The 22,284-nt window shown below is 53.2% G+C and carries 18 protein-coding genes; 3 read left to right on the forward strand and 15 right to left on the reverse strand.

Features of this window, described 5'->3' with window-relative positions:
• Positions 1 to 21: 21 nt before the first annotated feature.
• Positions 22 to 1,266 (forward strand): chromate efflux transporter, encoded by a 1,245-nt coding sequence (gene chrA, locus BN2762_RS18275; protein WP_055108324.1) that lies wholly within the window; start codon positions 22 to 24, stop codon positions 1,264 to 1,266.
• 26 nt (positions 1,267 to 1,292) lie between these two features.
• Here chrA and BN2762_RS18280 read toward each other — a convergent pair whose 3' ends face one another.
• The 6 genes from BN2762_RS18280 to BN2762_RS18305 form a co-directional block, all read right to left on the reverse strand.
• Positions 1,293 to 2,039: an SDR family NAD(P)-dependent oxidoreductase gene (locus BN2762_RS18280; RefSeq protein WP_055108325.1), complete on the reverse strand. Its 747-nt coding sequence runs from the start codon at positions 2,037 to 2,039 to the stop codon at positions 1,293 to 1,295.
• A gap of 84 nt (positions 2,040 to 2,123) precedes the next feature.
• Positions 2,124 to 2,522 carry a hypothetical protein gene (locus BN2762_RS18285; RefSeq protein ID WP_055108326.1) on the reverse strand — a complete coding sequence of 133 codons (399 nt, stop codon included), beginning with the start codon at positions 2,520 to 2,522 and terminating at the stop codon, positions 2,124 to 2,126.
• Positions 2,519 to 3,328, reverse strand: coding sequence for a DUF817 domain-containing protein (locus BN2762_RS18290; RefSeq protein ID WP_055108327.1), 810 nt, complete (start codon positions 3,326 to 3,328; stop codon positions 2,519 to 2,521). The genes BN2762_RS18285 and BN2762_RS18290 overlap by 4 nt, the downstream gene beginning before the upstream one ends.
• A 134-nt stretch (positions 3,329 to 3,462) precedes the next feature.
• Positions 3,463 to 6,453, reverse strand: a complete 2,991-nt coding sequence (locus tag BN2762_RS18295; protein ID WP_055108328.1) for a glycoside hydrolase family 48 protein — start codon at positions 6,451 to 6,453, stop codon at positions 3,463 to 3,465.
• A 25-nt stretch (positions 6,454 to 6,478) separates the two neighbouring features.
• The gene (locus tag BN2762_RS18300) at positions 6,479 to 9,208 is read right to left on the reverse strand and encodes a glycoside hydrolase family 9 protein (protein ID WP_055108329.1); all 2,730 of its coding nucleotides are present in this window, start codon (positions 9,206 to 9,208) and stop codon (positions 6,479 to 6,481) included.
• Between the two features lie 254 nt (positions 9,209 to 9,462).
• On the reverse strand, positions 9,463 to 10,347 hold the full coding sequence (locus BN2762_RS18305) for an EamA family transporter (protein WP_055108330.1): 885 nt from the start codon (positions 10,345 to 10,347) through the stop codon (positions 9,463 to 9,465).
• A gap of 213 nt (positions 10,348 to 10,560) precedes the next feature.
• On the opposite strand from BN2762_RS18305, the gene mscL reads away from it, so the two are divergent.
• A complete protein-coding gene (gene mscL / locus BN2762_RS18310; protein ID WP_055108331.1) occupies positions 10,561 to 10,941 on the forward strand; it encodes a large conductance mechanosensitive channel protein MscL in 381 nt (126 codons plus the stop codon).
• A 153-nt stretch (positions 10,942 to 11,094) separates the two neighbouring features.
• Here mscL and rhaD read toward each other — a convergent pair whose 3' ends face one another.
• A complete protein-coding gene (gene rhaD, locus BN2762_RS18315) occupies positions 11,095 to 11,949 on the reverse strand; it encodes a rhamnulose-1-phosphate aldolase (RefSeq protein WP_055108332.1) in 855 nt (284 codons plus the stop codon).
• Positions 11,950 to 12,221: 272 nt separating this feature from the next.
• Between rhaD and BN2762_RS18320 the strand changes: the two genes are divergently transcribed.
• Positions 12,222 to 12,977 carry a DeoR/GlpR family DNA-binding transcription regulator gene (locus BN2762_RS18320; protein WP_055108333.1) on the forward strand — a complete coding sequence of 252 codons (756 nt, stop codon included), beginning with the start codon at positions 12,222 to 12,224 and terminating at the stop codon, positions 12,975 to 12,977.
• A 917-nt stretch (positions 12,978 to 13,894) separates the two neighbouring features.
• Here the strand turns inward: BN2762_RS18320 and BN2762_RS18325 are convergent.
• The 8 genes from BN2762_RS18325 to BN2762_RS18360 all read right to left on the reverse strand — a co-directional run bounded on the left by BN2762_RS18325 (position 13,895) and on the right by BN2762_RS18360 (position 22,184).
• Positions 13,895 to 14,737: an aldo/keto reductase gene (locus tag BN2762_RS18325; protein ID WP_055108334.1), complete on the reverse strand. Its 843-nt coding sequence runs from the start codon at positions 14,735 to 14,737 to the stop codon at positions 13,895 to 13,897.
• Between the two features lie 80 nt (positions 14,738 to 14,817).
• Positions 14,818 to 15,810: a dihydrodipicolinate synthase family protein gene (locus tag BN2762_RS18330; protein WP_055108335.1), complete on the reverse strand. Its 993-nt coding sequence runs from the start codon at positions 15,808 to 15,810 to the stop codon at positions 14,818 to 14,820.
• Between the two features lie 36 nt (positions 15,811 to 15,846).
• Positions 15,847 to 17,046, reverse strand: coding sequence for a M20 metallopeptidase family protein (locus BN2762_RS18335; RefSeq protein ID WP_055108336.1), 1,200 nt, complete (start codon positions 17,044 to 17,046; stop codon positions 15,847 to 15,849).
• On the reverse strand, positions 17,039 to 18,373 hold the full coding sequence (locus tag BN2762_RS18340) for a helix-turn-helix domain-containing protein (protein ID WP_055108337.1): 1,335 nt from the start codon (positions 18,371 to 18,373) through the stop codon (positions 17,039 to 17,041). The genes BN2762_RS18335 and BN2762_RS18340 overlap by 8 nt, the downstream gene beginning before the upstream one ends.
• Positions 18,374 to 18,404: 31 nt before the next feature.
• Positions 18,405 to 19,298, reverse strand: coding sequence for a sugar phosphate isomerase/epimerase family protein (locus tag BN2762_RS18345; protein ID WP_055108338.1), 894 nt, complete (start codon positions 19,296 to 19,298; stop codon positions 18,405 to 18,407).
• A complete protein-coding gene (locus BN2762_RS18350; RefSeq protein ID WP_055108339.1) occupies positions 19,273 to 20,256 on the reverse strand; it encodes a Gfo/Idh/MocA family protein in 984 nt (327 codons plus the stop codon). Before BN2762_RS18350 ends, BN2762_RS18345 begins: the two co-directional genes overlap by 26 nt.
• Before the next feature lie 133 nt (positions 20,257 to 20,389).
• Positions 20,390 to 21,214 carry a carbohydrate ABC transporter permease gene (locus BN2762_RS18355; RefSeq protein ID WP_055108340.1) on the reverse strand — a complete coding sequence of 275 codons (825 nt, stop codon included), beginning with the start codon at positions 21,212 to 21,214 and terminating at the stop codon, positions 20,390 to 20,392.
• Positions 21,215 to 21,248: 34 nt separating this feature from the next.
• Positions 21,249 to 22,184, reverse strand: a complete 936-nt coding sequence (locus BN2762_RS18360) for a carbohydrate ABC transporter permease (RefSeq protein ID WP_187386609.1) — start codon at positions 22,182 to 22,184, stop codon at positions 21,249 to 21,251.
• Between the last annotated feature and the right edge of the window lie 100 nt (positions 22,185 to 22,284).

The raw sequence follows: 22,284 nt of genomic DNA on the forward strand, positions 1-22,284 counted from the left end.
GGAAAGGAACTTCCGAATATCATGGATATTAATACAGCGCCGCATAAAAAGGCAGTAAAGCACCGGTCCCAGGTCCCCGTTCAAGATATTTTTTTGGCCTCGCTTAAGCTGGGATTAACCTCGTTTGGAGGTCCTGCAGCCCATCTGGGTTATTTCCATCAGGAGTATGTCATCCGCCGCAAATGGATCGGAGAGAAAGCCTACGCCGACCTCGTCGCCCTATGCCAGCTTCTGCCCGGTCCAGCAAGCAGCCAGGTCGGCATCGGCATTGGCCTGCGCTGCAGCGGATTCCTGGGAGCTGCTGCAGCCTGGCTCGGCTTCACACTGCCTTCCGCCCTGCTGTTAGGTCTGTTTGCTATTGCTGTGCAGCAAATGAATATTGGCGAAGCGCCATGGCTGCATGGGCTGAAGCTGACTGCCGTCGCCATCGTCGCTCAAGCCGTATGGAGCTTGGGTGCAAAGCTGGCTTCCACCCGGAGCAAAGCGGCGATCGCCATTGGCGCCGCCTCGTTATCGCTGCTGTGGCCCAGCACGCTCAGCCAGATCATCGTTATCGGGGCAGCGGCATTGCTCGGCCTCTTCCTACAGCGGCAAGAGACGGCCTTAGTACAACCGGAGCGGCCTAGGGCAGCTGAAGACCGCCCGGATGCCCCTCGCTATAGGCCAGCCATCGTTTATTTAGGGCTCTATTTTGCCCTGCTTCTGCTGCTTCCCCTGCTTAGCCGATGGGCAAACAGCGGCTTGCTCCCCTTGCTTGACGGCTTCTACCGTGCAGGATCACTCGTTTTTGGCGGAGGTCATGTGGTGCTCCCGCTGCTCCAAGAGGAGGTCGTCGCGCAAGGCTGGGTCAGCCAGTCCGATTTCATCGCTGGATACAGTGCTGCCCAGGCTGTTCCAGGGCCACTCTTTACCTTTGCGTCCTATCTAGGCGCGATCTATGGGGGAGCACCCGGGCTGGCCGTAGCGACAATAGCTATCTTCCTCCCGGCCTTTCTATTGGTCGCTGGCGCCCTGCCGCTGTGGGACTGGCTGAGCCGCAGCGCAGCCATGCAAAGAGCGCTTCAAGGCATTCATGCAGCGGTGGTAGGGATTCTGCTGGCCGCGCTATACGATCCTATTTGGACCAGCGCCATATTCGGGCCCCTGGATTTCGTGATCGCACTTTGCTTGTTCGCGGTGCTTGTTTTCTTTAGACTGCCTCCGTGGTGCATAGTTATCATTGGAGCAGCAGCAGGAATGCTCCCGGAAATACTCCTGCTGCGCTAGCCTGGCGCTAGATGTGGAACCGCCTCTTATTCCTCATAGATCATTTTCCTAGTCATCCCGCCATCGACGACCATATGCGCCCCGGTGACGAAGCTGTTGTCTGGATGCGTCAAATACAGGCAGGCCCGCGCGATATCCTCGGGCTGGCCTACCCGGCCCGCCGGATGTTGGGCATGATCAGTCTCGCGAAGCTCGTCATAGCTGCCCGTCTCGATCCACCCAGGGCTGATGCAATTCACCCTGATTCCCTCGGAACCTAGCGATACGGCCATCGCATGACTCAGCGACACGATAGCGCCCTTCGAAGCAGCATAGGCCTCGGAATTCGGTTCAGACATCAGGGAGCGGGTCGAGGAGATATTGACGATGGAGCCGCCCCCCTGCTTTTTCATCCATTTGGCTGCCTCCCGGGTAACGAGAAAGCAGCTGCGCGCATTCGTATTCAGCACGTCATCCCACTCATCCGCCGTCAGCTCGAAGAACGGTTTGAAGCGGGACACTCCCGCATTATTAATAACAATATCGATTCTTCCATATGTACGCCCGATATTCTCTACCATGGCCGATATGTCCCGTTCTCTGCGGACATCGCAAGGAATGAACACGGCTTGCCCACCTGCCTGCCTGATGGCTTCTGCAGACTGTTCCCCAGCCGAGGGCTGCAAATCGGCCAGAATGACTGCTGCACCGCGGAGAGCGTAGGCCTCCGCAATGCCGCGCCCGATTCCTTGGGCGGCTCCGGTAACTAATACGACAAGATTAGCAAAAGACATAAGCAGGTATAGCCTCCTAATGATCATTTTTAAGCGGTCTGGCTCCATCCATAAACATTGCATCAGCGGCGGTTATTCTAATGATTACCGGGCTGCAAAGAAGCTCCTGATTAACGTCAGTCCGCTCATGAGGCCGAAGAAGAAGAACTCGCGCTTTTGAACCAAATGAAAATATTCAGCGATAGCGATAATTTTAATATACGTAGAGGCGATAGGATAAATCCACACCAAAAAGCATGGCAGAAACACGCAGAAAAACAGCGGTTTATTCATTTTTCTCCGGGAAGGCCATCCGTTAAGCAGGCTCAGATACAAACCGAACACAAAGGAATATAGCATGTTGGCCAGCAGCATATTGTCTGTCTTGTAAAGAATCGTCCGCTGATGCTCCATCATGGCAAAGAAGCTGCTGCTGTAGTAAACGAGCAAAAAGGCACCGATCATCCATACGATATAATAGAAAATCCCCTTTGAATTGTTCATGCGCCACTCTCCCATTGATTCGTTGGCACGCCTTGCTGCGGGCCTGATCTTCCCATTTTAACATGCTTCAGCTGAGCAACAATAATAATGCTGATCACAACGAGCAGAAGCCACGAGCTGATTTTGCCGATATGGACGAGCCTCCACACCTCCTCCTGATTCGGGTATTTCCAGGCGCCAAGGAAGGTAGTTACGTTCTCGGCAATCCAAATAAAGAAGCCGATCAAGACGAAGGAGAGCAGCAGCGGCATGCGAAATGTACGCTCTTCCAGCGTGAAATACACCGTGCAGCGAAAAAATACGACAATCAGGAGAAGCAGGAGTATCCAGCGATAATCACCGATAAAATGATGCGTGAAAAAATTAAGATAGATTGCCGTGCTGATCGCAACGGCATAGACTGATTTGGGCCAGCCCGTAATTTGCAGCTGCAGCCGTCTCCAGGCCTGGCATATATAGCTGGCTACGCTGGCATACATGAATCCGCTGTACAGCGGAACACCAAACACCTTGCTCCAGGCGGCTTCGGGGTAAGACCAAGAGCCCATATGGACTTTGAAAATTTCCAGTCCCAGACCAATGACATGGAACATGCAAATTACCTTTAGCTCATCCAGTGTCTCCAGCTTGCTTAGGATCATCCCTGCCTGTGCCAGCAAGCAAATCAGTAGAATCCAGTCATATCTAGGAAGAAGCGGCAGCTGGATTACTTTCGTCAGCGCAAGGGCTCCGAAAATGATCAGCGGAAATATACAGGATAGCGCTTGAAGCCATGCAAATACGAACAGCTTGCGAATAAACGTCATAACGGTGCATCAGCCTCCTATTTCTACAATTGGATTTTATCACAATCCGAGGGAATAAGGCTGACCAAGTAAAATTTCCTGTAATAAAAAGCGTCCAATCCGCCGTATCAGCAGATTGGACGCTGAGCTAACCTTTAGGGCTCAATCCCCCATACCAGATTTCCGTTCAAATACAGAGGTGCCTTCTCCCAGCTGGCAAAGCTGGTCTTGGTGGCATCATACGAATAGTCATCGGCTTCGTTATAATTGGACCAGTCCGTCTTATTCACCCGAATCTGGATTTCACCGCTGCTGGCTCCCGGCGCCAAGCTTCCCGCTCCCGGAGCGAAGGAAATTTCCAAGTAATAATCAGCTCCGGTCTTGGCCGAATCCAGCTTGACGAAGGTTCCGCTGACGTTGCCGCTGCCCACGGCGGCGTAATCGCAATGGAATTCCTGCGGCTTATCGCCATCGATCGTGTAGTAATAACGAATTTTCACATCGCTGAGCGATACAGCCGTATCGCCGTTGTTCACGATCCGGAACTGTGGACGGAACTGGTTGTCTCCCGGATTCGTATCATTCGTACGGTATTCTAGCGTCAAGTCGCCTTGCACCGGAAGAGGAACAGCTGTCGGCTTCGCACTTGCCTCCGGAGAATCAGGACTCTCCCCGACGCTGTTGGATGCACTGACCACATAATAATATGTCGTGTCATTGACTACATTAGAGTCGGTATAGGAGGCTTGGGCGGTTGTGCCTACCGTCGTATAAGGCCCGCCGCTTGTCGTTGCCCGTTTTACCGTATAGCTGTCAGCGCCGCTCACATTGTTCCAGGACAGGCTGACAACGCCATCACCTGCAACCGCATTCGGCTTCGATGGAGCTTTTGGCGCTACAGGCTCTACCGGGCCGCCTTGGTCGCTATTAATTAGACGGTCATATTCAGCATAGGCCGTCGCCATATCGACTTGAGACCAGAAGCGATGGTACGTGAATTCCGGAGCCCCGTTCGTCCATTTCTTCGTCTGCGGATCCCAGGAGCTATTGTATTTGTCCACCAAATACTGCCATTGCGGATCATTTTTAATGGCCGGACGGACATCCGCATAGCTTGCATATACGCCATTGCCGCCCTTAGCCGGATCCGAAGGCACTGTATTCGATCCAGGCAGAGTATTGCCTTGACCGAATAAGCCTGTCCAGCCGTTAGGGAAGTAGATTTCCTTCGTGAAATAACGATAGTAGTCCTCGCGCGGCTCAACGGTCGTAATTCCTATGCCGTCATTATAGCCCCAAGCTGCATCAAGCAGCGCTTTGGCCAGTTGTTCAGCCTGGCTTCCCAGCGCCGTATAGTTACCGGTTTCGGCTTTGGTGCCGGCTGCAAAGAAGGTCAGCGCCTTGATATAGCTGCCGAGAACGCCCGCATCCTGCCCTGGGTTCTTCGTTACGACACGGAGATTAGGGTTGCCGTTGTGGTTGCTGAAGCCGTTCCAGGTCGCTGGTTGGCCGGACCATTCCAGATTGCTTGGAATCCAGAACTCCCCAGGCGCCGGAACCGTTGCAATCGCCGGATTATTGCCGCCGAGCACCCGGTTGCCCTGATGATCCAAATAGTAGCCCTCGGAGTCGGTTACAGGCCGGCTGTTGGCAAAGGCATAATCCATGGACCAGTCGACCCATTTCTCTACGACCTGCTTAGCCATTTGGAAATTCTCCGAAGTCGTATCGCCATTGGAGGCTAAAATGTAGTACAGCTCGGCAATCCGTTCTACCGGCCAAGCCTGCATGCCGAACCAATTGTTGGAAGGCGGATCGTGGTAGACCGGTGCATCGTCATAAGCCATTCCGTAGAATGTGCTCTTGCCTGCAGGGTATGCTTTATACGAGCCGTCCCAGCTATTGGTTGCTCCGCCGGCAATCGCCCCTTCCGCAGATTGAAGCCAGGTGTAGAATTCCAATTGGCGCTTCAGGGAAGTTGTCCAATCCTGGCCTGCTGTCGGAGAGTTCGGTACCAGGCCGCCGTTCGGGTTAGAGAGCGCGTAAGCCGCTACGACGTTCTGGTACCCTTGGTGGGCGTGGCTGGACCCGATCCGCCAAGCCCAGTTGCCGGTTTGTCCCAGGCCGCCGCCCCATGCGGTGTACCAAGCCATCAGGTAATGGCTCGCATCCTTGCCCGTTCCGGCTGTTGGCGTTCCATTTGAAGCGCTTCCAATCTTCTGGAAGTATTTGTCGTACATCCCGTAACGCAAATAGTCTCCCATTTTTTTAGCCTTGTCCAGATATACGGGGTTGTTGTAGCCCAGCTCCTTGGCCCAATACATGGCTTGAATGGCCCGCGCGTCCGCATCGGTCGCATTCGTATAGCGCCACTGCTCGGCCGGCGCGCTGCTTTCATTAGTAAACAGCGTCATGAAGCCTTCCCCGGTTTTACCGAACGTTTTATTGTCCTGGGACGGGTGCGGCACGGCTTCCCATACCGACTCCTGCTCGCCCCGCTGGAACGTATTCACATAGGTTGCCGTATGGCTGGGATTGAGCAAATTGCCGAATCCGTACCAGTTGTCCACGTCCAGAAGCCAGTGCATCAAATACGTCTGGTTATTGCCATACGTCGCTTTAAGCTCCGCATCCAGCGGGTCCCTGCCAGCCGGATACTGCCCGCTCAGCTGGCTCGGATATTGATCCGGCTGTGAATATTCCGCCGCATAAGTCGCCGGACTATTCGGATTATAGTAGCTCATCGTCGGCTGTTCCTCGCGGCCGTCTCCCTCATTTACCGGGATGATATACTTCTCCATATTGTCCCAAGCGGCTTCCAGCTTGCTCCAGTCTCCCGTGTAATGCCCGTACAGCACCTCGAGCCACAGCCAGTAGCTGTACGCCTCCGAGGTCGTCATGTGACCATAATCCGGAGCCTCGCTCATCAAGGTCTCGATGGAGTGATAAGGAATTCCTTCGGGCGAAAAATAGCCATTGGCCGGATTTTTAAGCTGCTGATACATCTGCAGGAATCGGGTTTCCTCCGTCGATGGCGCGGCAAGAGCCTTGCTTGACTGGACGGTGAATGCGCCCGATACGATCGTAAGCGACAATGCAGCACTCAATAAGAACGACACCGGTTTCTTAAAAGCCGACAATTTCATGAATTTCATCCTCTCTTACCTGAATTTAGGGTTCATTTCCCCATACGAGAGTATTTCCTTGATGCAATGTCACTTTGTTCCAATCTGTAAAATCAACCTGTGTTCCACTGTACGAATAGTCATCAGCCTCGTTATAGCTCGACCAGTCTGCCTTGTTGACCCTTACCTGAATTTCCCCGCTGCCCGTTCCCGGAGCCAAGCTACCCGCCCCCGGTCCGAAGGAAATCTCCAGGTAATAATCCGCACCGGCAGCTGGCGTGTCCATCTTAACGAATCTTCCGCTTACGTTGCTGCTGCCGACGACAGCATAATCACAATGGAACTGCTGAGGCTTGTCGCCGTCTATCGTATAATAATAGCGAATTTTCACGTCGCTGAGCGCGATGCTTGTCGTTCCCGTGTTAACGATGCGAAATTGCGGGCGGAACTGATTGTCTCCCGAGTTTGTATCGTTCGTCCGGTATTGCAGCTTCAATCCGCCTTCGACCGGCGGCGTCTCTTCCTGCGGCATTGCACTGACCTGCAGCGAATTAGGGCTGTCCCCGACAGAGTTCCTGGCCGCAACGACATAATAATAAGTCGTTCCGTTGTTCACCCCAAGGTCGGTATAGGTCGTCCCCGCCGTCTCGCCAACTACAGTATAAGGCCCCCCGCTGATCGCCGCCCGCTTCACCACATACTGGCTTGCGCCGCTTACAGCATTCCAGGACAGCTCAACCCGGCTATTTCCTGCGGCTGCCTGAACTCCCTTAGGCGAAGCTGGCCGTACTGGCTCGCCGGGATTTCCCCGAGGAGGCTGCTGTCCGAATACGTGAACTCCTCCATCATAAACGGGGATGTTGTTCATCTTTACGGGAGTGGCAGCATTTAATGCAATACCCTGGAAGGAAAAATCATTGCTATTATCCCAGAACCTCGTATTTAACGGAGCCGAAATCCGGAACTGAACTTCCTTCCGGTGCGCCGATTGTCCTCCCGGATAAATCGGAGTGCCAGTAAAATCGATCGTCGTATAATAAATATGATTAGCTTCATCGTACGGCTTCAGCGGAGATACCGCTGCGCCTTGGTTATACCCGCCGGCCGAAACCGTGATATCCTCCGGACCGCAGCCGGCGGCTGCCGCTTCACTGAGATCAATATAATAATCGAAGGACAGCTTGTCGCTCGTTCGCGCAGGCCAGCCGGAACGATTATTGAGCAGGGCCCGGATCTCCACAAAATTGCTGCCGCTTACATTCACGGACGCTTCCACGAACATTTCATCGTCGCGGACTTCCGGTGCCGGGAAATGGGGTAACGGCTGCTGCCCTTGACCATGAAGCAGCACCATCTTGGCGAGTGCTCCTGTAAAGGCAGCATTGTAGTCTATGGCCACTTCGTTGGATACATAATCTCCGATCGAGTCGGTGTAGCTATCGTTCTTGGACGGGCCGCCAACGAGCGCACCATAGAGGATATGTCTGTGATTCTCAGGAACCTGCTGATTGTCTGCCCAGGAGCCGTGCGAGGTTCTATGATGCGGATGCTCCGGCGGCTGATTGCCGAATCCGACCACATAGCTGCTGCTGCGGGGATTATCCCCGAGCATGTACAGGATTTGACTCTCTGCAAAAGAACGCGCGCGCGATTTCTTGACAGGATCGCTCACCCAATCCGAGTAAACGAAAGCCAGAAATGCCTGATTGGCGGCATAGCGAAGGGCGCCCCATTGATCCAAATGAGCAAGTCCCCCCGGCGTATATGTGACTCGTTCTCCGGTTCCCGAGACGCCTGTGGTCCAGAACTCCATGCTTCGTTCCGTGGATTGAACGAACCGCGGATCCCCGGTGATCCGGGCCAGAAGCAGCTGAGCACCGTATTGCTTATTGTCCCAGTTATGCGTCCACTTGTAATCCCAGCCTCCGGACTGCAGAGTCCCCCATTGGTCGCTCGCCGCAATCGCCTTGTTCAGATAAGTCTCGTCCTCCGTCGCGAGATAGAGCCAGACGCCTCCCCAGCTCAATTCGTCGGCATATCCGCTCCAGGATCTGTAGAACTGAGCAGCATCGGTAATGCTGTCGGAATAAGCACCCCGGTATTGATCCGCGAACTGATATAACTGCTTCGCATGCTCAAGCAGCTTCTCCGCATAAGCCGCATCCGTATCCTTGAAAATGATCGAGGCCGCAGCCAGCGCAGCCGCCGTCTCACCCGCGAGGTCAGAGCCTGGCCGGCTAGCATCGATCTTATAGGCTGGACGCTGCATCGGCATAACCTCTGCCGGTCCCCACCAATTGTGGTCGGCCGTGCCGTTCCCTACTTGCCCCCAAAATTCATTGGGTGCCGTATGAGCCTTCATGAAGTAATCCGTCGCCCAGCGAATATTATCCAAAATATACTCAAGCTGGCCCGACTGCTCAAAGCCTTCCCGGTACTCATACACGGACCAAGCGAGCATCGTCGCCGTATAAGCCATCGGAAACCCGAATTTGACATGATCGCCGGCATCATACCAGCCTCCGGTCAGATCGTGACCGACGTCGGCGCCGTCCTGCAGCCCGGAATCGCCGCGCCATTCCACGCGATTGTTGTCCGGCAATTTGCCAGATCGCTGAGCTTCATAGAAATAGATCGACTTCTGCAATGCTTCGGCATAATTATAATCCGAGGCGGCGGCATGCGTACGCGGGCCAAACGTTAGGGCTGATCCTCCTGTAAGCGCTAACACAAGAGCGAAAGAAAATAACCCGCTTCGTTTTACCCATTGTCCCATCCCATTCTTGCCCTCCTTTCTAGCGACAAAATTTCCAAATCGAAACCGATACAGATCCGCTCCAACAACCACCTTCTTTCGTTGAATTAGGATTGTTGTTATAAAGTTTCCAATTAATTACAACATTCCTAGCCATAATATAGCATATGAATCTATTTATTTCTATAATTACCATAAAAATTGTTATTGCTTGTTAGCATTTATACACAAAAAGAGTGATATGTCGAGGACATACCACTCTTTCGAAGCTCGTTCTAAAAAACCCGCAGCGCAATCATGCCAATGATGCAGATAGACATGCCAATAACCTCGAGCCTTCTAAATTTCTCTTTTACAAAAACGCGGGTATACAGGAGAATCAAGAGTACATTCATGGCTACGACGGCGGAGACCAGCCCGGTAATGCCGAATTTAAAAGCAGTAATAATCAGGATCATTCCAAAAAAATTCGTCAAGCCGATGGCCATTCCTGCGAAAAATGTGCGCTGTTCATTCCACTTGCCTTGCTGTACAGCAGGTTCGTATGTATTAGAAGCTGCCTTAAGCCGTTTGCGGTTTCTGTCAATCAGCCACCAGACAGCAAAACAGATAGAACCGACGGAAAACATAAAGAATAGTGTCGGAAATAACTCCGCTTCCAAACGCGTCGACATCTTGCCCGCCATATCATTCAAGCCGAAAAACAGCATGGCCAGCAGCCCCCATTGCGCTCCCTGCAAATTCCCCATCCGAAGATCATTCGAATACCTCACGGTCAAAATTCCTGCTACAATCAGGAGAAACGCAAGCAGTTGTCCCAGGGACAGCGTCTCCCCCCACAGCAGATAGGCAAGCGTGACGACCACGACCGGCGGAAGTCCCGTCAGAATCGCGATGATGGACGGCTTCCCGACCGCAAAACCTTGAAACATGCAGGCATTTGCAATAAAAGAAAACGCCCCCATAAATACGCCAGTAAGCGCGCTCAGCGTCCAGCTCTGCCCGAACATGAAGCTGCCTACTAAACTAGCAATCGCCCCGGTAAAAAACACCCCGAACAGCATCAGATTGCGATCCATTCCCTGACTTGACGACCAATGGTACAAAATGCCGCGCAGGCCAAAGCTGATCGCCGCGAGTAACGCAAATAAAAGCCACATCTCCTTAAAACTCCTTATCTGTTGAACTCATGCTCGTAAAAAGCCACTAAATAAGCATTATACCATCATTCTCAAGCACAGCCATCCATGTTCATCACTTTTCGTGAAGAATCATTTCACTATTCCAGTCCTTAAAATGTTTTTTCTTGTTGCCAAGCCGGGGAAGCTCATTTAATCTAGATTTAAACTTATACACCGTAAGGAGGGACATTTATGTGGAAAGAGTTCAAACAATTTGCGTTTAAAGGAAACGTGCTTGACCTCGCTGTCGCCGTCATCATCGGCGGGGCTTTTGGAAAAATCGTCAGCTCTGTCGTCGAGGACCTGATTATGCCTCTATTGGGCATTTTGATGGGCGGCCGCGATTTCTCAAATATCGTAATTCCGGTCAATGAAGCATCGATTAAAATCGGCTCGTTTATTCAAACCGTCATCGATTTCCTGATCATTGCCTTCTCGATCTTCCTCTTCACCAAACTGCTCAGCAAATTAAAACGCAAGCAAGAGCCCAAGCCGGACAAGCCCGAGGAACCGAGCAAGGAAGAACTGCTGCTCACCGAAATCCGCGATCTGCTGAAGGAGAAGCAAATTTAATTTAGGTCTATTGCAAAGCAGCTATTCTACATAGCAGCGCCTGCAGCAAAGTCATATCTGCTGCGGGCGCTGTCTTTTTATCTTAATGGCGGCCTGCGTTCAGCATATGGATTATTTCCTCCAACATTTCTTCCATAAACTGCCCGCGCTAACTCATGGTTGTTTGGCGTTCAAAATACCCTCCCGCGGCGTTACGCCGAAGGCCTTGGCCAAATCAGCCAGCTCTTCGTCGGTGATTCGCTGTCTGATCGGCTGATGGACGATAAGCATGTAGATTTGGGCAGCCTTCTCAATCGTCTCAATAAGTCCGAAGGCCTCGTCAATGGTGCTGCCCGTGCCAAAGATGCCGTGATGCGGCCATATGACCGCGCGATGATCCTTCATTTGGGCTGCCGTCGCCCTGCCGATCTCGCTGGAACCTGGAACCATCCAAGGGATGATGCCGATGCCGTCCGGGAAGACAACGATGCATTCCGTGCACATTTCCCACAGCGTCTTTGTGAATTTATTCTCATCTAATTCGTGAATAAAGGTCATGGCAATCACGTTCGTCGCATGGTTGTGAATAACAACCCGGTGGCTGGGATCGACTTTCAAACGTTCAATATGGCTCATGAAATGGGACGGCAGCTCACTTGTCGGCACCGCGCCGTCCTTCAGCCCCCACAGCAGCTCCAGATGCTCGCCGTCCTTCGAGACGCGCAGCACGCCTAGATTGGCCTCGGGGTCGGCCACGACGTTCTTGAAATACTTGCCCGAGCCAGTGACTATAAAATAACGCCCAGCCAGCTCATGCACGGGAAACGCCGGCTTGATCGTCCGAATGACATGGTGAATATCGAGGTGCTCAGCTACTAGGTGTTCGTCAAGAATATAGCTTATATTGCCGCCGTTCCGTTCATCCCAGCCAAACCTCCACATATGCTGCGTAATTTGCGCCATTTCCCTCACAAAAGGAATGTCCAGCTTTCGCGTACAGGACAATTGATGCGGCTTAAAAGTTGTCATCGCGCTTCTCCCCTTTTCTTATTTCGAAGTGCCAGCAGCTTGCCTCCATCTCAACTGCTCTTACAATATTGGCACCGCAAAGCTGTGGTTTCGTCCCTTCTGCTTTCATCGTACCTGTGTTCACTTTGTTAGTCAACAAAAACAAACATGATAAAATGTTGTTTTACCTGTATTTATTTGTTTTTGTTAACATATTTGTAACAAAAACTATACTTTTCTTTATTTTCAACATATAATAAAAAGGACAACGAAGCACGGAGAAAGGAGCCACTATGCTAGCAGCTGAACGGCGCCAAATTATAATTAATATGGTACATATGGACAAACGCGTCCTCGTCTCGGAGCTCAGCGACAAATTCAACGTTACGGAAGAAACGATACGCCGCGACCTGGAGAAGCTCGAGAAGGAAGGCATCGTCACCCGAACCTACGGCGGCGCGATATTGAATAGCCACACCAATGAAGACCTGCCCTTTACGACCCGAAATGCTACAAATTCGGAAAGCAAGCAGCAGATCGCTTCCAAGGCATTGAACCTGATCAATGACGGCGATACCCTGATGATCGATCCCAGTTCTACCTCCCTTGAGCTCATGAAGCTGCTGCACCAGCGCAAAAATCTAACTATCATCACGAGCTCGATTCATATTTTGCATGAATTTTTGAACACAGGGATGCAGATTATTTCCACCGGCGGCACCTTGCGGCCGCGATCGATGTCCCTCGTGGGCACGAATGCGGAGGATATCGTCAAGAAATACAACGTGGATAAAGTGGTCCTGAGCTGCAAAGCGCTTGCCCTCGGCAAAGGGATTATGGATTCCAACGAAGCGGAATGCGAGCTGAAGAAGGCGATGCTTCGCCAGGCCAGCAAGGTTCTTCTGCTTGCAGATCATACGAAGTTCGATAGAACGGCGTTCGTAAAGCTTATGGATTTCGAGGATGTCGACGTGCTCATTACGGATCGGGAGCCTGAGGCGCCTTGGTTGGATATGCTGAAGGAGAAGGATATCGAAGTCCTGTATTGAGGAGCGGTAGTGTAATCCCAATATGAGAAAACCACGGAATCAACAGCAAAAAAAGGGCGCTCCTTAGTCATCTATGATGACTGAGGAGCGCCCCTTTCTTTTAGAAAGCTATCCGTTTTTGCAGAATTCGTTTCTGGATCCGCTTCTGGAAATGCGTTTCTGGAACTCCGTTTCTGCGGAATCAATGTTTGCCGGAAACAATTTCTCCTTTGCCTGAACCCCATTCTTTGGCTCGTCTTATACAAGCTAGAGAACATTGAATTCAAACATAAGCTGTCGAGCGCGATTATAAGGTATCGAGCTCGAATATAAGCTGCTGAACTCAAATATAGCTAATGGACTCGAACATATGTTGCTGAACTCGGACATAGCTGTCGAACTCAAACATATGTTGCACTCGAACATAGTAGCTACCGAACTCGAACATATGTTGCACTCGAACATAGTAGCTACCGAACTCGAACATATGTTGCACTCGAACATAGTAGCTACCGAACTCGAACGCTAAATGGAATTCATGTATCTAATGATGCTCTAAACGAGTGGTTCAATAGATTAGCTGGATTTGATGCACCTAGAATCAAGAATCCCGCCCACAATGAACCATTCCCTGCTTCTGACGACATGAAATCCATTTAAATCTGCTTTCCTTGCTTTGCCGCAGAAATTAATTACTATCATTCCATTTAAAACGAGTTGTCTTCGCGATTGACGCTCGACTAGAACAAGAAGTCTTCGCGATTCATGCTCGGCTGGAACGGGAAACCCGTGATTCGTGCCCGGCGCAAAGGGGGGACGATCGCGTGTTACTCAGATCATGGGCGGCCGGAGGCCGAAAGCGTGTTGGTCACATCAAGGGCAACCGGCCGTAAACGTTTCTGCGGTTTACTTTGGGGGCAGCCCCCTCTATGTTATGGCTAGAAATTGAAATTATCCGGGTCGGAGCCGAAACGGCGATTCCGGTTCAGCCTGTCGATCACTTCCATATCCTGCGCATCAAGCTCGAAATCAAATACATTTCCGTTTTCCGCAATCCGTTCTTTGTTTACCGATTTCGGTATCGTAATGACTCCGTTCTGCAAATCCCAGCGCAAAATGACTTGAGCCACCGACTTGCCGTGCTTGTCCGCTATTTCCTTCAGCGCCTCATGGTTCAACAGGTTCCCCTGTCCCAGCGGCGACCAGGCTTCCAAGCGAATCCCTTTGCTGCCGCAATACTCCAGCAAGTCCTTCTGGGTCAATTCCGGATGAAGCTCCACTTGGTTGACCGCAGGCACAATCTCGCTGTCCTTAAGCAAATCCTCCAAATGGTGAATTTGAAAATTACTTACGCCGATTGCTTTAGCCTTGCCCTCCTGATAAATTCGCTCCAACGCTCTCCACGTCTCCTTATACTTCCCTTTCACCGGCCAGTGAATGAGATATAAGTCCACGTAGTCCAGATTCAATCTGTCCATGCTCTTCTCGAAAGCAGCCAGCGTAGATTCGTAGCCTTGCTCCGAATTCCATACCTTCGTAGTAATAAACACATCCTCGCGGGATAGTCCGTTATCCTTTATTGCCTGCCGGACTGCCCGGCCCACACCTTCCTCGTTATGATAGGCAGCTGCGGTATCAATACTGCGATATCCGTGACGAATGGCGGCTTGCACGGCCTGCTCCACCTCGTCCCCTTCTTTGGCCTGATATACTCCGAGGCCAAGCCAGGGCATTTTGACTCCATTGTTTAGTGTGACTGCATCCTGCAAATGACTAGGCATAACGATATACCCTCCCATGAAAATGATGACAACAACTCTATTATGAAGGATTTTTAACTATTTTAAAAGCTGCCTCCCTGCTAATACAACCGATATGTCTGGATTGCCTGACGGAGAGCGTGGAGCTCCTGTTCCGTCATATCATGTTCAGCGATATCGTTCGCTGCGGCCTCCGGAATTACGCCGCATAGGGATAGGCAACACAGCATTCTCAAAATATATTTGTCCATCGGCTCGGTAAAGGTCGATTCAGCAAAGCCGTCAACGCGCTCCGATAATTCTATAAAGCGGGAATAGTCTTGCTTGAAATAAGCATCTATCATATCCGCCTGAATATTCGGGAACGCTGCTCCCAGGCCGACGAGCGCACTGCGCGCCCCGCGCATCAAAGCATAGCCAAACATCCGGTCTTCTCCCGTGATGTGCAGCTTCCCCGGAAACTCCCCGGCGAGTAGCCGGGCGATGGTCTGCATCGTCATGACGCTGTCCAATGTCGCCACCTTGATCCCGGCCACTTGCGGGATAGACAGCAGCTCCCGCAGTAGATCCGGGGAATACGACCATCCGCCGGCTTCTTCATACAAATAAAAAATGATAAGCGGAATGCCGAGCTGAGCCAAACTCCGGTGATAATCAACCGCCGCTTCTTCCCGGACATGAGCTGGCAGCTCCCGAAATATGACGGGAGGAAACACGAGCAGAGCATCCGCTCCTCCGGCAGCCGCCTCTTCCGCCATTCTTCTGCTTCTCGACTGCCAGCGGCTGATCCTCTCCGCATCGGCGATAGAGTCATCCGGCCGCGCCCCTACCCCGGCTATGACAATCCGGGGAGGCTCAAGGGCAGATCTCCACGACTGCAGAATATACCAGCGCTGCTCCGGCCGCAAATGCAGGCCCCGCCCGGTATGCGCCCATACCGCCACACCCGCGACTCGTTGGGCGGTCAAATAAGCTGCGTATGCGGCCTGCGCCTCTTCATGAATCTCCCCGTCCGCATAGCGCGGAACGGGAACGGCAGGGATCAATCCGCCCTGCAGCGCCAGCTTGACCCGTTCCGCTTGCTCTGAACCCATGTTCTCAATCCCCCTTCCAGGAAGCATACCCCTTTATTACGCCCCCACTGTCCTTCGCAAATAGCTGCGCACAAATTGTGCCAAATATGCAGCGCCATAGAGCAGGGCCCTTTCGTCGACGGCCAGCTCGGGATGATGCAGCGGGAACCTGCCCCTGCCTTCTCCGCCCGCGCCGATCAACAGAAAAGCGCCGGGAACATGCTCCATATAGTAAGCCATGTCTTCGCTCGTCATCTGCGAATGCGCAAGATGATGGACCGCTTCCTCCCCGTACAGCTCGCGAACGGCCTCTTCGGCGCGGAGAATCCATCTGGCATCATTCACGGTAGGCGGGTACCCGCACTCGTAACGAACGTCGGCCCGGGCGTTCAACCCCGCTGCGACGGCCCCGGCGAGCTCGGCTACCCGCGTGCGCATCCTTTCCCGGGTCGCAGTGTTCACCGCACGCACCGTGCCGCGAATCTCTACCCGGTCCGCGATAATATTCGGGAGACTCCCCCCGTGGATCGAGCCCATGCTCAGCACCACAGCATCCGCAGGATCGCTCTCGCGGCTGACCAGCGCCTGCAGCACCGACAATACATGGGCAGCGGCGATGATTGCATCTACGCCCTGATGCGGCGCAGCTCCATGCCCGGACTGGCCATGGATCGTAATATCGACGTGATCCATGCTCGCCATGACCGTGCCCGCCTTGACGCCGAAGCGTCCCGTCGGCAGGTCCGGCCAGAGATGCAGCCCGATAATGCCGTCCACACGCGGCGATTCCAGCACTCCGGCGTCAATCATATGCCGTGCGCCGCCCAGCATTTCCTCCGCCGGCTGGAAAATGAACTTGACCGTCCCCGCCAGTTCGCGCTCTAGTCCGGTCAGCATCCGGGCGGCGCCAAGCGCCATGGCCATATGGCCGTCATGGCCGCAGGCATGCATCACGCCGTCATGCCGCGACGCATAGGGCAGCCCTGTCTGCTCCTGCAGAGGCAGGGCGTCCATATCGGCCCGCACCGCAATGCACGGCCCAGGCCGGCCCGTCTCGAGCAGCGCGACAACCCCTGTGCCGGCGATACCGCGCTGCACGTGCAGCCCGAGCTGCTCGAGATAGTCCGCCACATACGCCGAGGTAATGAACTCCTGGAATCCCAGCTCGGGATACTGGTGCAAATGGCGGCGAATACTCACGATTTCCTCTTCCAGTGACACGGCGACTTGCAGCAGGCTCATATCCCCATTATTCATAGTCGACTCCTTCTAGGTTCAAAGAATAGATTTGTCGCGGTCTGCCCCGCCCCGCCGGCTGCTCCTCGCCAACGATGCTGGCGACCTCGTATTTCTCCAGCGTCGCCATAATCCTTCGGGCGCTGCGAAGCGTGATGCCAAAGCCCTCGGCCAGCTGGGCCGCGGTAATCGTCCTCGTGCCGAGCCTCCGGCATAAGGAAATAAGCTTGTTGATCGTGCCTACGCTAAGCCCCACCTTCTTGGCCAGCGAGATCAGCTCAGGATTCTCGCTCCGAGCCGAATATTCCAGCTTCAGCTCCGACCCCATCGGGCCGTAAACCATGCCGTCCTGCATCATCAAAAAGCAATTGCCGCCCCCGCCTGCCTTTGCTTTAAGCAGCGCCTCCCGGGCCTTTCCCTCCGCCTCGTTCGCCGTACGCCCCATGCCGATGCCGATGCTGGCATTCCACTGCAAGCGCTCCATCACCTCCAGCAGCAGCGGCGCATCCTGAAACTTACGCGTCACCTGCTCAATAATCCCGCGCGTCGTAATAAACGAGACTTCGTCCGAATCGCTCCATTTGATCAGGGATTGCGTCTCTTCCCCGAAATCGATCAGGATTTGCTGAAGAATGATTTTTTTACGCTGGATGTCGTATTCCGAGGCTGCTTCTTTGGCGACCTGCTCGAAATTATCGATGTTCATAATGCCAACGGCGATTTGCGTGCTGCTAAAGCGGACGCTCTTCCCTTCCAGCAGGGCGCAGTTCAAGGCATCCCGGATCGCCGATTGGGTTGGCACGACCCGGAAGGCCGGAACGCCTAGCGAGATCAGCCTATGGTACACGGAGGTTACACAGGTCACGGTCACCGTTACTTTTCCCGCTCTCCACAGGTCATAGTGAAAGGCTACAAACTCCTCATGACTCATGCCTGTCTCATAGGATTTAATGAATATGTCCTGAATCGGCAGCCCGATTTCCCTCAGCGGCTCCTCCACCTCGTTCTTCTGCAATACATCCACACTGATCGGCAGCCCTTCTTCGAAGGACAGAATCCTCTGGCGATAGCCTTCGAACAGCACCTTGTACAGCGCCGTTCCCGAATAATGCACATGAACCATTGGAACATCGGGCGACGCCGCCAATGCGATCTGGTAAGGAATCGGACCGGTGAACAGTAAAATATCCGCCTGATCCCTTATTTTGGCTACCCTCTCCAGCGTTTCCCTTTCATGTTGATAAGGCGCAGGGAGCATGGACAGTTCCGAAAACAAAGATCCAATGTGGAGAACCGCATCGACCAGGTCATGCGGACCGATGACTGCAACCTTCATGTTCAACGACATGCTCGCCACCTCCGAGTCAGGATCGAATGCTTTAATCCGGGTTAATGATCCGCTTATGCACATATTCAATTAATTCCGCTAACGATTGCTCCGCCAGCTCCAGGGCCCGATCCCCGAAATATTCGAGCGATATGAAGCCCCGATATCCTAGAGAAAGCAGCCTCTCGAGAATCGCCGCATGGCCGGCGTCACCCTGCAGTACGGGCACGGCCTCGCTTCTCCCCCAATCCTCATGGTTCCAGCGATAATCCTTGAAGTGCACATGGCTGACAAATGGATAATACCGCTCCAGAACCGGGATCGGATCGAGCCGGTCCACGTACAGATTAAAAGGGTCATAGATCAGTTCAACTTCCGTAACCTCCGCCGCTTCTGCCGGAGCCTGCCCCTTTTTCGGCAGCCGGGAATCCTGCAGCAGCCTGCCGAGGCTGTCCGCCGTATCCGCCAGCGTATTATTGTGAATTTCAACGGCGAGGGCAACACCCTGACCGCGGCAAATTTGAAGCGCCTCCCGGAGCCCCGTTGCCGCCATGCTCCAATGCTCGCTTTCCGCCTGCCTGGACGGCATATGCCCCGCAAATACGCGAATCCGCGGGCAATTCAGCGCCCTCGCCCATTCCGCCGATTGCCGGAGATCGTCAAGCTCCCCGGGGGACACTTCCTCGCCCTTTGTGAAGCAGCTGTATTCGCTAATACAGGGCACCTGCAGCCGGCTGGCCTCCAGCACTGTCCGCAGCATGCTCAGCGTGCCGCCCCGGTTCAGGTAGTCCCTGATATGCCCGCTCCAAATTTCTAGACCTTGCAGGCCCAACCGGCTGGCTTCCGCAGCGATGTCTTCAATGGCCATCCCTCTGAGGCCGGTCGTACATATGCTGAACTGCAGGGATGCCCGCCTCGCATCAAATAATGTCAACGGATTGTTCATCTCCCGTCTCATCCGAGCGGTACACCGCTTCCAGCACGGCAATGACCGATCTCGCGTATTCTCCCGAGCTGTCCGGCTCGGCATCCTGCCTGATCGACCTCAGTAAATCTTCAAATTGCAGCACGAACGGGTCAAGGCTGTCTTGAGGCTTAACCTCCTCGTACCGCCCATTTCGGCTTACCCACAGCCCTTTCGCGGAAACGAGCCGGATCATTCCATGATCAAAAATGAGCTCCGTCTCATCCTTGGGCACGCCTGCATAGCCGGATTGTACGACGACGGCTGGTATGCCGCTTGACGTTTCCAGGAATAGACATCCGCCGCCCTCTACATCGCCCCTCTCTCCTTCGTAGGATAGAAGCGCCTTGACCTTCCTGATCCGGCTGTCCGTCAGCCACTGGATTTTATCGATCGAGTGGGCGCCCAGATTCATGAGAATTCCGCCGCCCGCCTTGGCTTTCTCGAGAAACCAGGCTGGACGGTCATGATGGAAATAGTAGAGATGGCGCGTATCCTGGATCGCGACGAGCTTGCCGAGCTCTCCGCTGGCAATCAGGGCCTTGGCCTGAAGATTGGCTGGCCAGTAATGCTGCGTATGCCCGATCATCAGCTTGACCCCTGCAGCCTTTACCGCGTCCAGGATCGTGTCGCACTGCTTCACGCTGAGCGCCATCGGCTTTTCCAGGAGCAGATGGCAGCCCTGGGCTGCGCACCATACCGCACATTCCTCATGCAGAAAATGGGGCAGCGCGATAATGGCGATATCCGGCTTTTCTATTCGGATCATTTCCTTATAATCGCTGTAATAAGCGATGCCGTACTCGCCGCTGACCGTCCTGCCCCGCTCCTCGTCGATGTCAGCTACGGCTGCCGCGGACAGCTCGCTCATTTGCCGCATAGCGTTCAGATGGTTCCGCGAGATGATCCCCGCTCCGATGAGGGCGACCCGATAGGACATGTTAACGCCTCCCTTCCATGGGGTTACAAGCAAGCTGCTCCGGTTACTTGATACCGGAAGAGCTTGCCTGTGACACAAACTACGCCGGGTTACTTGATACCGCGGAAGAGTTTGCCCTGGCTCAAATGTCCGGTCACTTTATGCCGGATGAATTTGTGCCTTGCACAAAGTATTTCTCCGCGAACAAAAACACAAGAAGTATCGGAATTAAGCTCATAAGCGCCGCAGCAACCATATACTGCTCATTGCCCGACCACTGTCCCGCCATGGAGAGGATGCCGATCGGCAGCGTGAAGTTCTCTTTCGAAGTCAAGAAAATCGCCGGAGACAGGATCTCATTCCATTTTGTCATGAAAGTAAAGACGGCGAGCGTAGCAAAGGTTGGCTTGCACATAGGCAGGAATATTTTCCAATAAATCTGAAACGGATTGCATCCGTCCAGCTTGGCGGATTCCTCGTAATCCTTCGGAATCATCAGGAACGCCTGCCGCATCAGAAATATGCCAAACGGCTGAGCCAGCCACTCTATGATCCACAGCGGCGTTAGCGTATCTAGCAAATGCAGCGATTTAAAGATGACGAACTGCGGAATGATCAGAACAACCGGCGGAATCATCATCGTCCCGAGCACGATCATGAACAGCGTATTTTTGAAGGGAAAGCGCAGCCTCGCAAATGCATAGGCGACCATCGAGCAGGAGATCAGCGCTCCGCCCACGGACAGCGCCGTTACGATGACGCTATTGATCGTATACTGCCCGAACGGTCCCAGCTTCCAGACCTCGGCATAATTGCTCCATTGAATCGGGCTTGGAAACCATTTAGGCGGAACGGCAGTATACTGGGCATAGGTTTTTAAGGAATTGAACAGTGTCGTCAGAAAAGGCATGATCATAATAAGCGAGCTTAGAATAATGACGGCATATCCCATGCTCTTGCGGAAACGATGCAGCTTCATAATGGAGCCTCCTTTCGGCATGCTGTGCAGCGATTCATTCGTAATGCACCCACTTCTTCTGGAGTGTAACCTGCAGGGCGGTCAGAATGAACAGGATGACGAACAGCACCCAGGCAATCGCGGAAGCATAGCCCATGCGCAGGAAGGTGAAGCCTTCCTGGTACAAATAAATCATCAGCACAAGGCTGGATTTGTTCGGTCCCCCCGCCGATGAGGCGTCGAGCGCTCCTCCCGTCATGACATAGATTTGCTCGAAGGCCTGGAACGTCGAGATGGTGCTCAGAATAAGAACGAGGAACGTCGTCCCGGAGATGAGCGGCACCGTAATATGCATGAATTTGCGGAAGACCCCGGCACCGTCAATCTCGGCCGCTTCGTACACGTCAGCCGGAACATTCTGCAGCCCGGCGAGGAATATGACCATAATGTAGCCGATCCCTTTCCAAACGGCGATCATCACCAGCAAAGGAATGACGAGCCGCTCATCCTGGAGCCATTTTTGCGGTTCCAGCCCTATTTTCAGAAGAAATGAATTCGCCAGCCCAAAGCGGGGGTTAAAGATCGCATCCGAGACATACAGAATGACCGTCCAGGATGAGATGACCGGCACGAAATGCGCCAATCGAAAAAATTTCAGCCCACGCAATCGCTGGTTTAATGCCGTCGCGAGGATCAGAGCCAGGATAGTCTGCAGCGGCACGAACAGAATCGTGAAGTAGATCGTGTTCCACATCGCCTTCCAGAAGACCGGCTCCTGAAACAGCTTCTTATAGTTCGCCAGGCCTGCCCACTGCGGGGCGTTCAGAATATCATAATGAGAAAAACTGAAATACAAGGAAGCGAGCAGCGAGCCGAGCACAAACACGATAAAATGAACGATATACGGGGTAACCATCAATAGCCCCCACTTGCCATCGCTGTCAAGACGTCTCCTTCTATGGCTTTTGGGGGTTAAAGGTTTGTCTCCCATCCTTACGGTTTCCGTTTTTTCCATCATGATCATCACGCTTTCTGTAGCTATTCTGGGGGGCCGGCATCCATATGCCAGCCCCTATTTTCCTAAAGTGATT

It is taken from the genome of Paenibacillus ihumii (assembly GCF_001403875.1).
GTDB classification, from domain to species: Bacteria; Bacillota; Bacilli; order Paenibacillales; family Paenibacillaceae; genus Fontibacillus; species Fontibacillus ihumii.

Bases quoted from the DNA above. Each gene is read 5' to 3' on its own strand.
- mscL (WP_055108331.1), top strand. From the start codon at position 10,561: ATGTGGAAAGAGTTCAAACAATTTGCGTTTAAAGGAAACGTGCTTGAC.
- BN2762_RS18325 (WP_055108334.1), bottom strand. From the start codon at position 14,737: ATGCCTAGTCATTTGCAGGATGCAGTCACACTAAACAATGGAGTCAAA.
- BN2762_RS18340 (WP_055108337.1), bottom strand. From the start codon at position 18,373: ATGTCGTTGAACATGAAGGTTGCAGTCATCGGTCCGCATGACCTGGTC.
- rhaD (WP_055108332.1), bottom strand. From the start codon at position 11,949: ATGACAACTTTTAAGCCGCATCAATTGTCCTGTACGCGAAAGCTGGAC.
- BN2762_RS18355 (WP_055108340.1), bottom strand. From the start codon at position 21,214: ATGAAGCTGCATCGTTTCCGCAAGAGCATGGGATATGCCGTCATTATT.
- BN2762_RS18280 (WP_055108325.1), bottom strand. From the start codon at position 2,039: ATGTCTTTTGCTAATCTTGTCGTATTAGTTACCGGAGCCGCCCAAGGA.
- chrA (WP_055108324.1), top strand. From the start codon at position 22: ATGGATATTAATACAGCGCCGCATAAAAAGGCAGTAAAGCACCGGTCC.
- BN2762_RS18320 (WP_055108333.1), top strand. From the start codon at position 12,222: ATGCTAGCAGCTGAACGGCGCCAAATTATAATTAATATGGTACATATG.
- BN2762_RS18345 (WP_055108338.1), bottom strand. From the start codon at position 19,298: ATGAACAATCCGTTGACATTATTTGATGCGAGGCGGGCATCCCTGCAG.
- BN2762_RS18330 (WP_055108335.1), bottom strand. From the start codon at position 15,810: ATGGGTTCAGAGCAAGCGGAACGGGTCAAGCTGGCGCTGCAGGGCGGA.
- BN2762_RS18295 (WP_055108328.1), bottom strand. From the start codon at position 6,453: ATGAAATTGTCGGCTTTTAAGAAACCGGTGTCGTTCTTATTGAGTGCT.
- BN2762_RS18305 (WP_055108330.1), bottom strand. From the start codon at position 10,347: ATGTGGCTTTTATTTGCGTTACTCGCGGCGATCAGCTTTGGCCTGCGC.
- BN2762_RS18360 (WP_187386609.1), bottom strand. From the start codon at position 22,184: ATGGGAGACAAACCTTTAACCCCCAAAAGCCATAGAAGGAGACGTCTT.
- BN2762_RS18335 (WP_055108336.1), bottom strand. From the start codon at position 17,046: ATGAATAATGGGGATATGAGCCTGCTGCAAGTCGCCGTGTCACTGGAA.
- BN2762_RS18350 (WP_055108339.1), bottom strand. From the start codon at position 20,256: ATGTCCTATCGGGTCGCCCTCATCGGAGCGGGGATCATCTCGCGGAAC.
- BN2762_RS18285 (WP_055108326.1), bottom strand. From the start codon at position 2,522: ATGAACAATTCAAAGGGGATTTTCTATTATATCGTATGGATGATCGGT.
- BN2762_RS18290 (WP_055108327.1), bottom strand. From the start codon at position 3,328: ATGACGTTTATTCGCAAGCTGTTCGTATTTGCATGGCTTCAAGCGCTA.
- BN2762_RS18300 (WP_055108329.1), bottom strand. From the start codon at position 9,208: ATGGGACAATGGGTAAAACGAAGCGGGTTATTTTCTTTCGCTCTTGTG.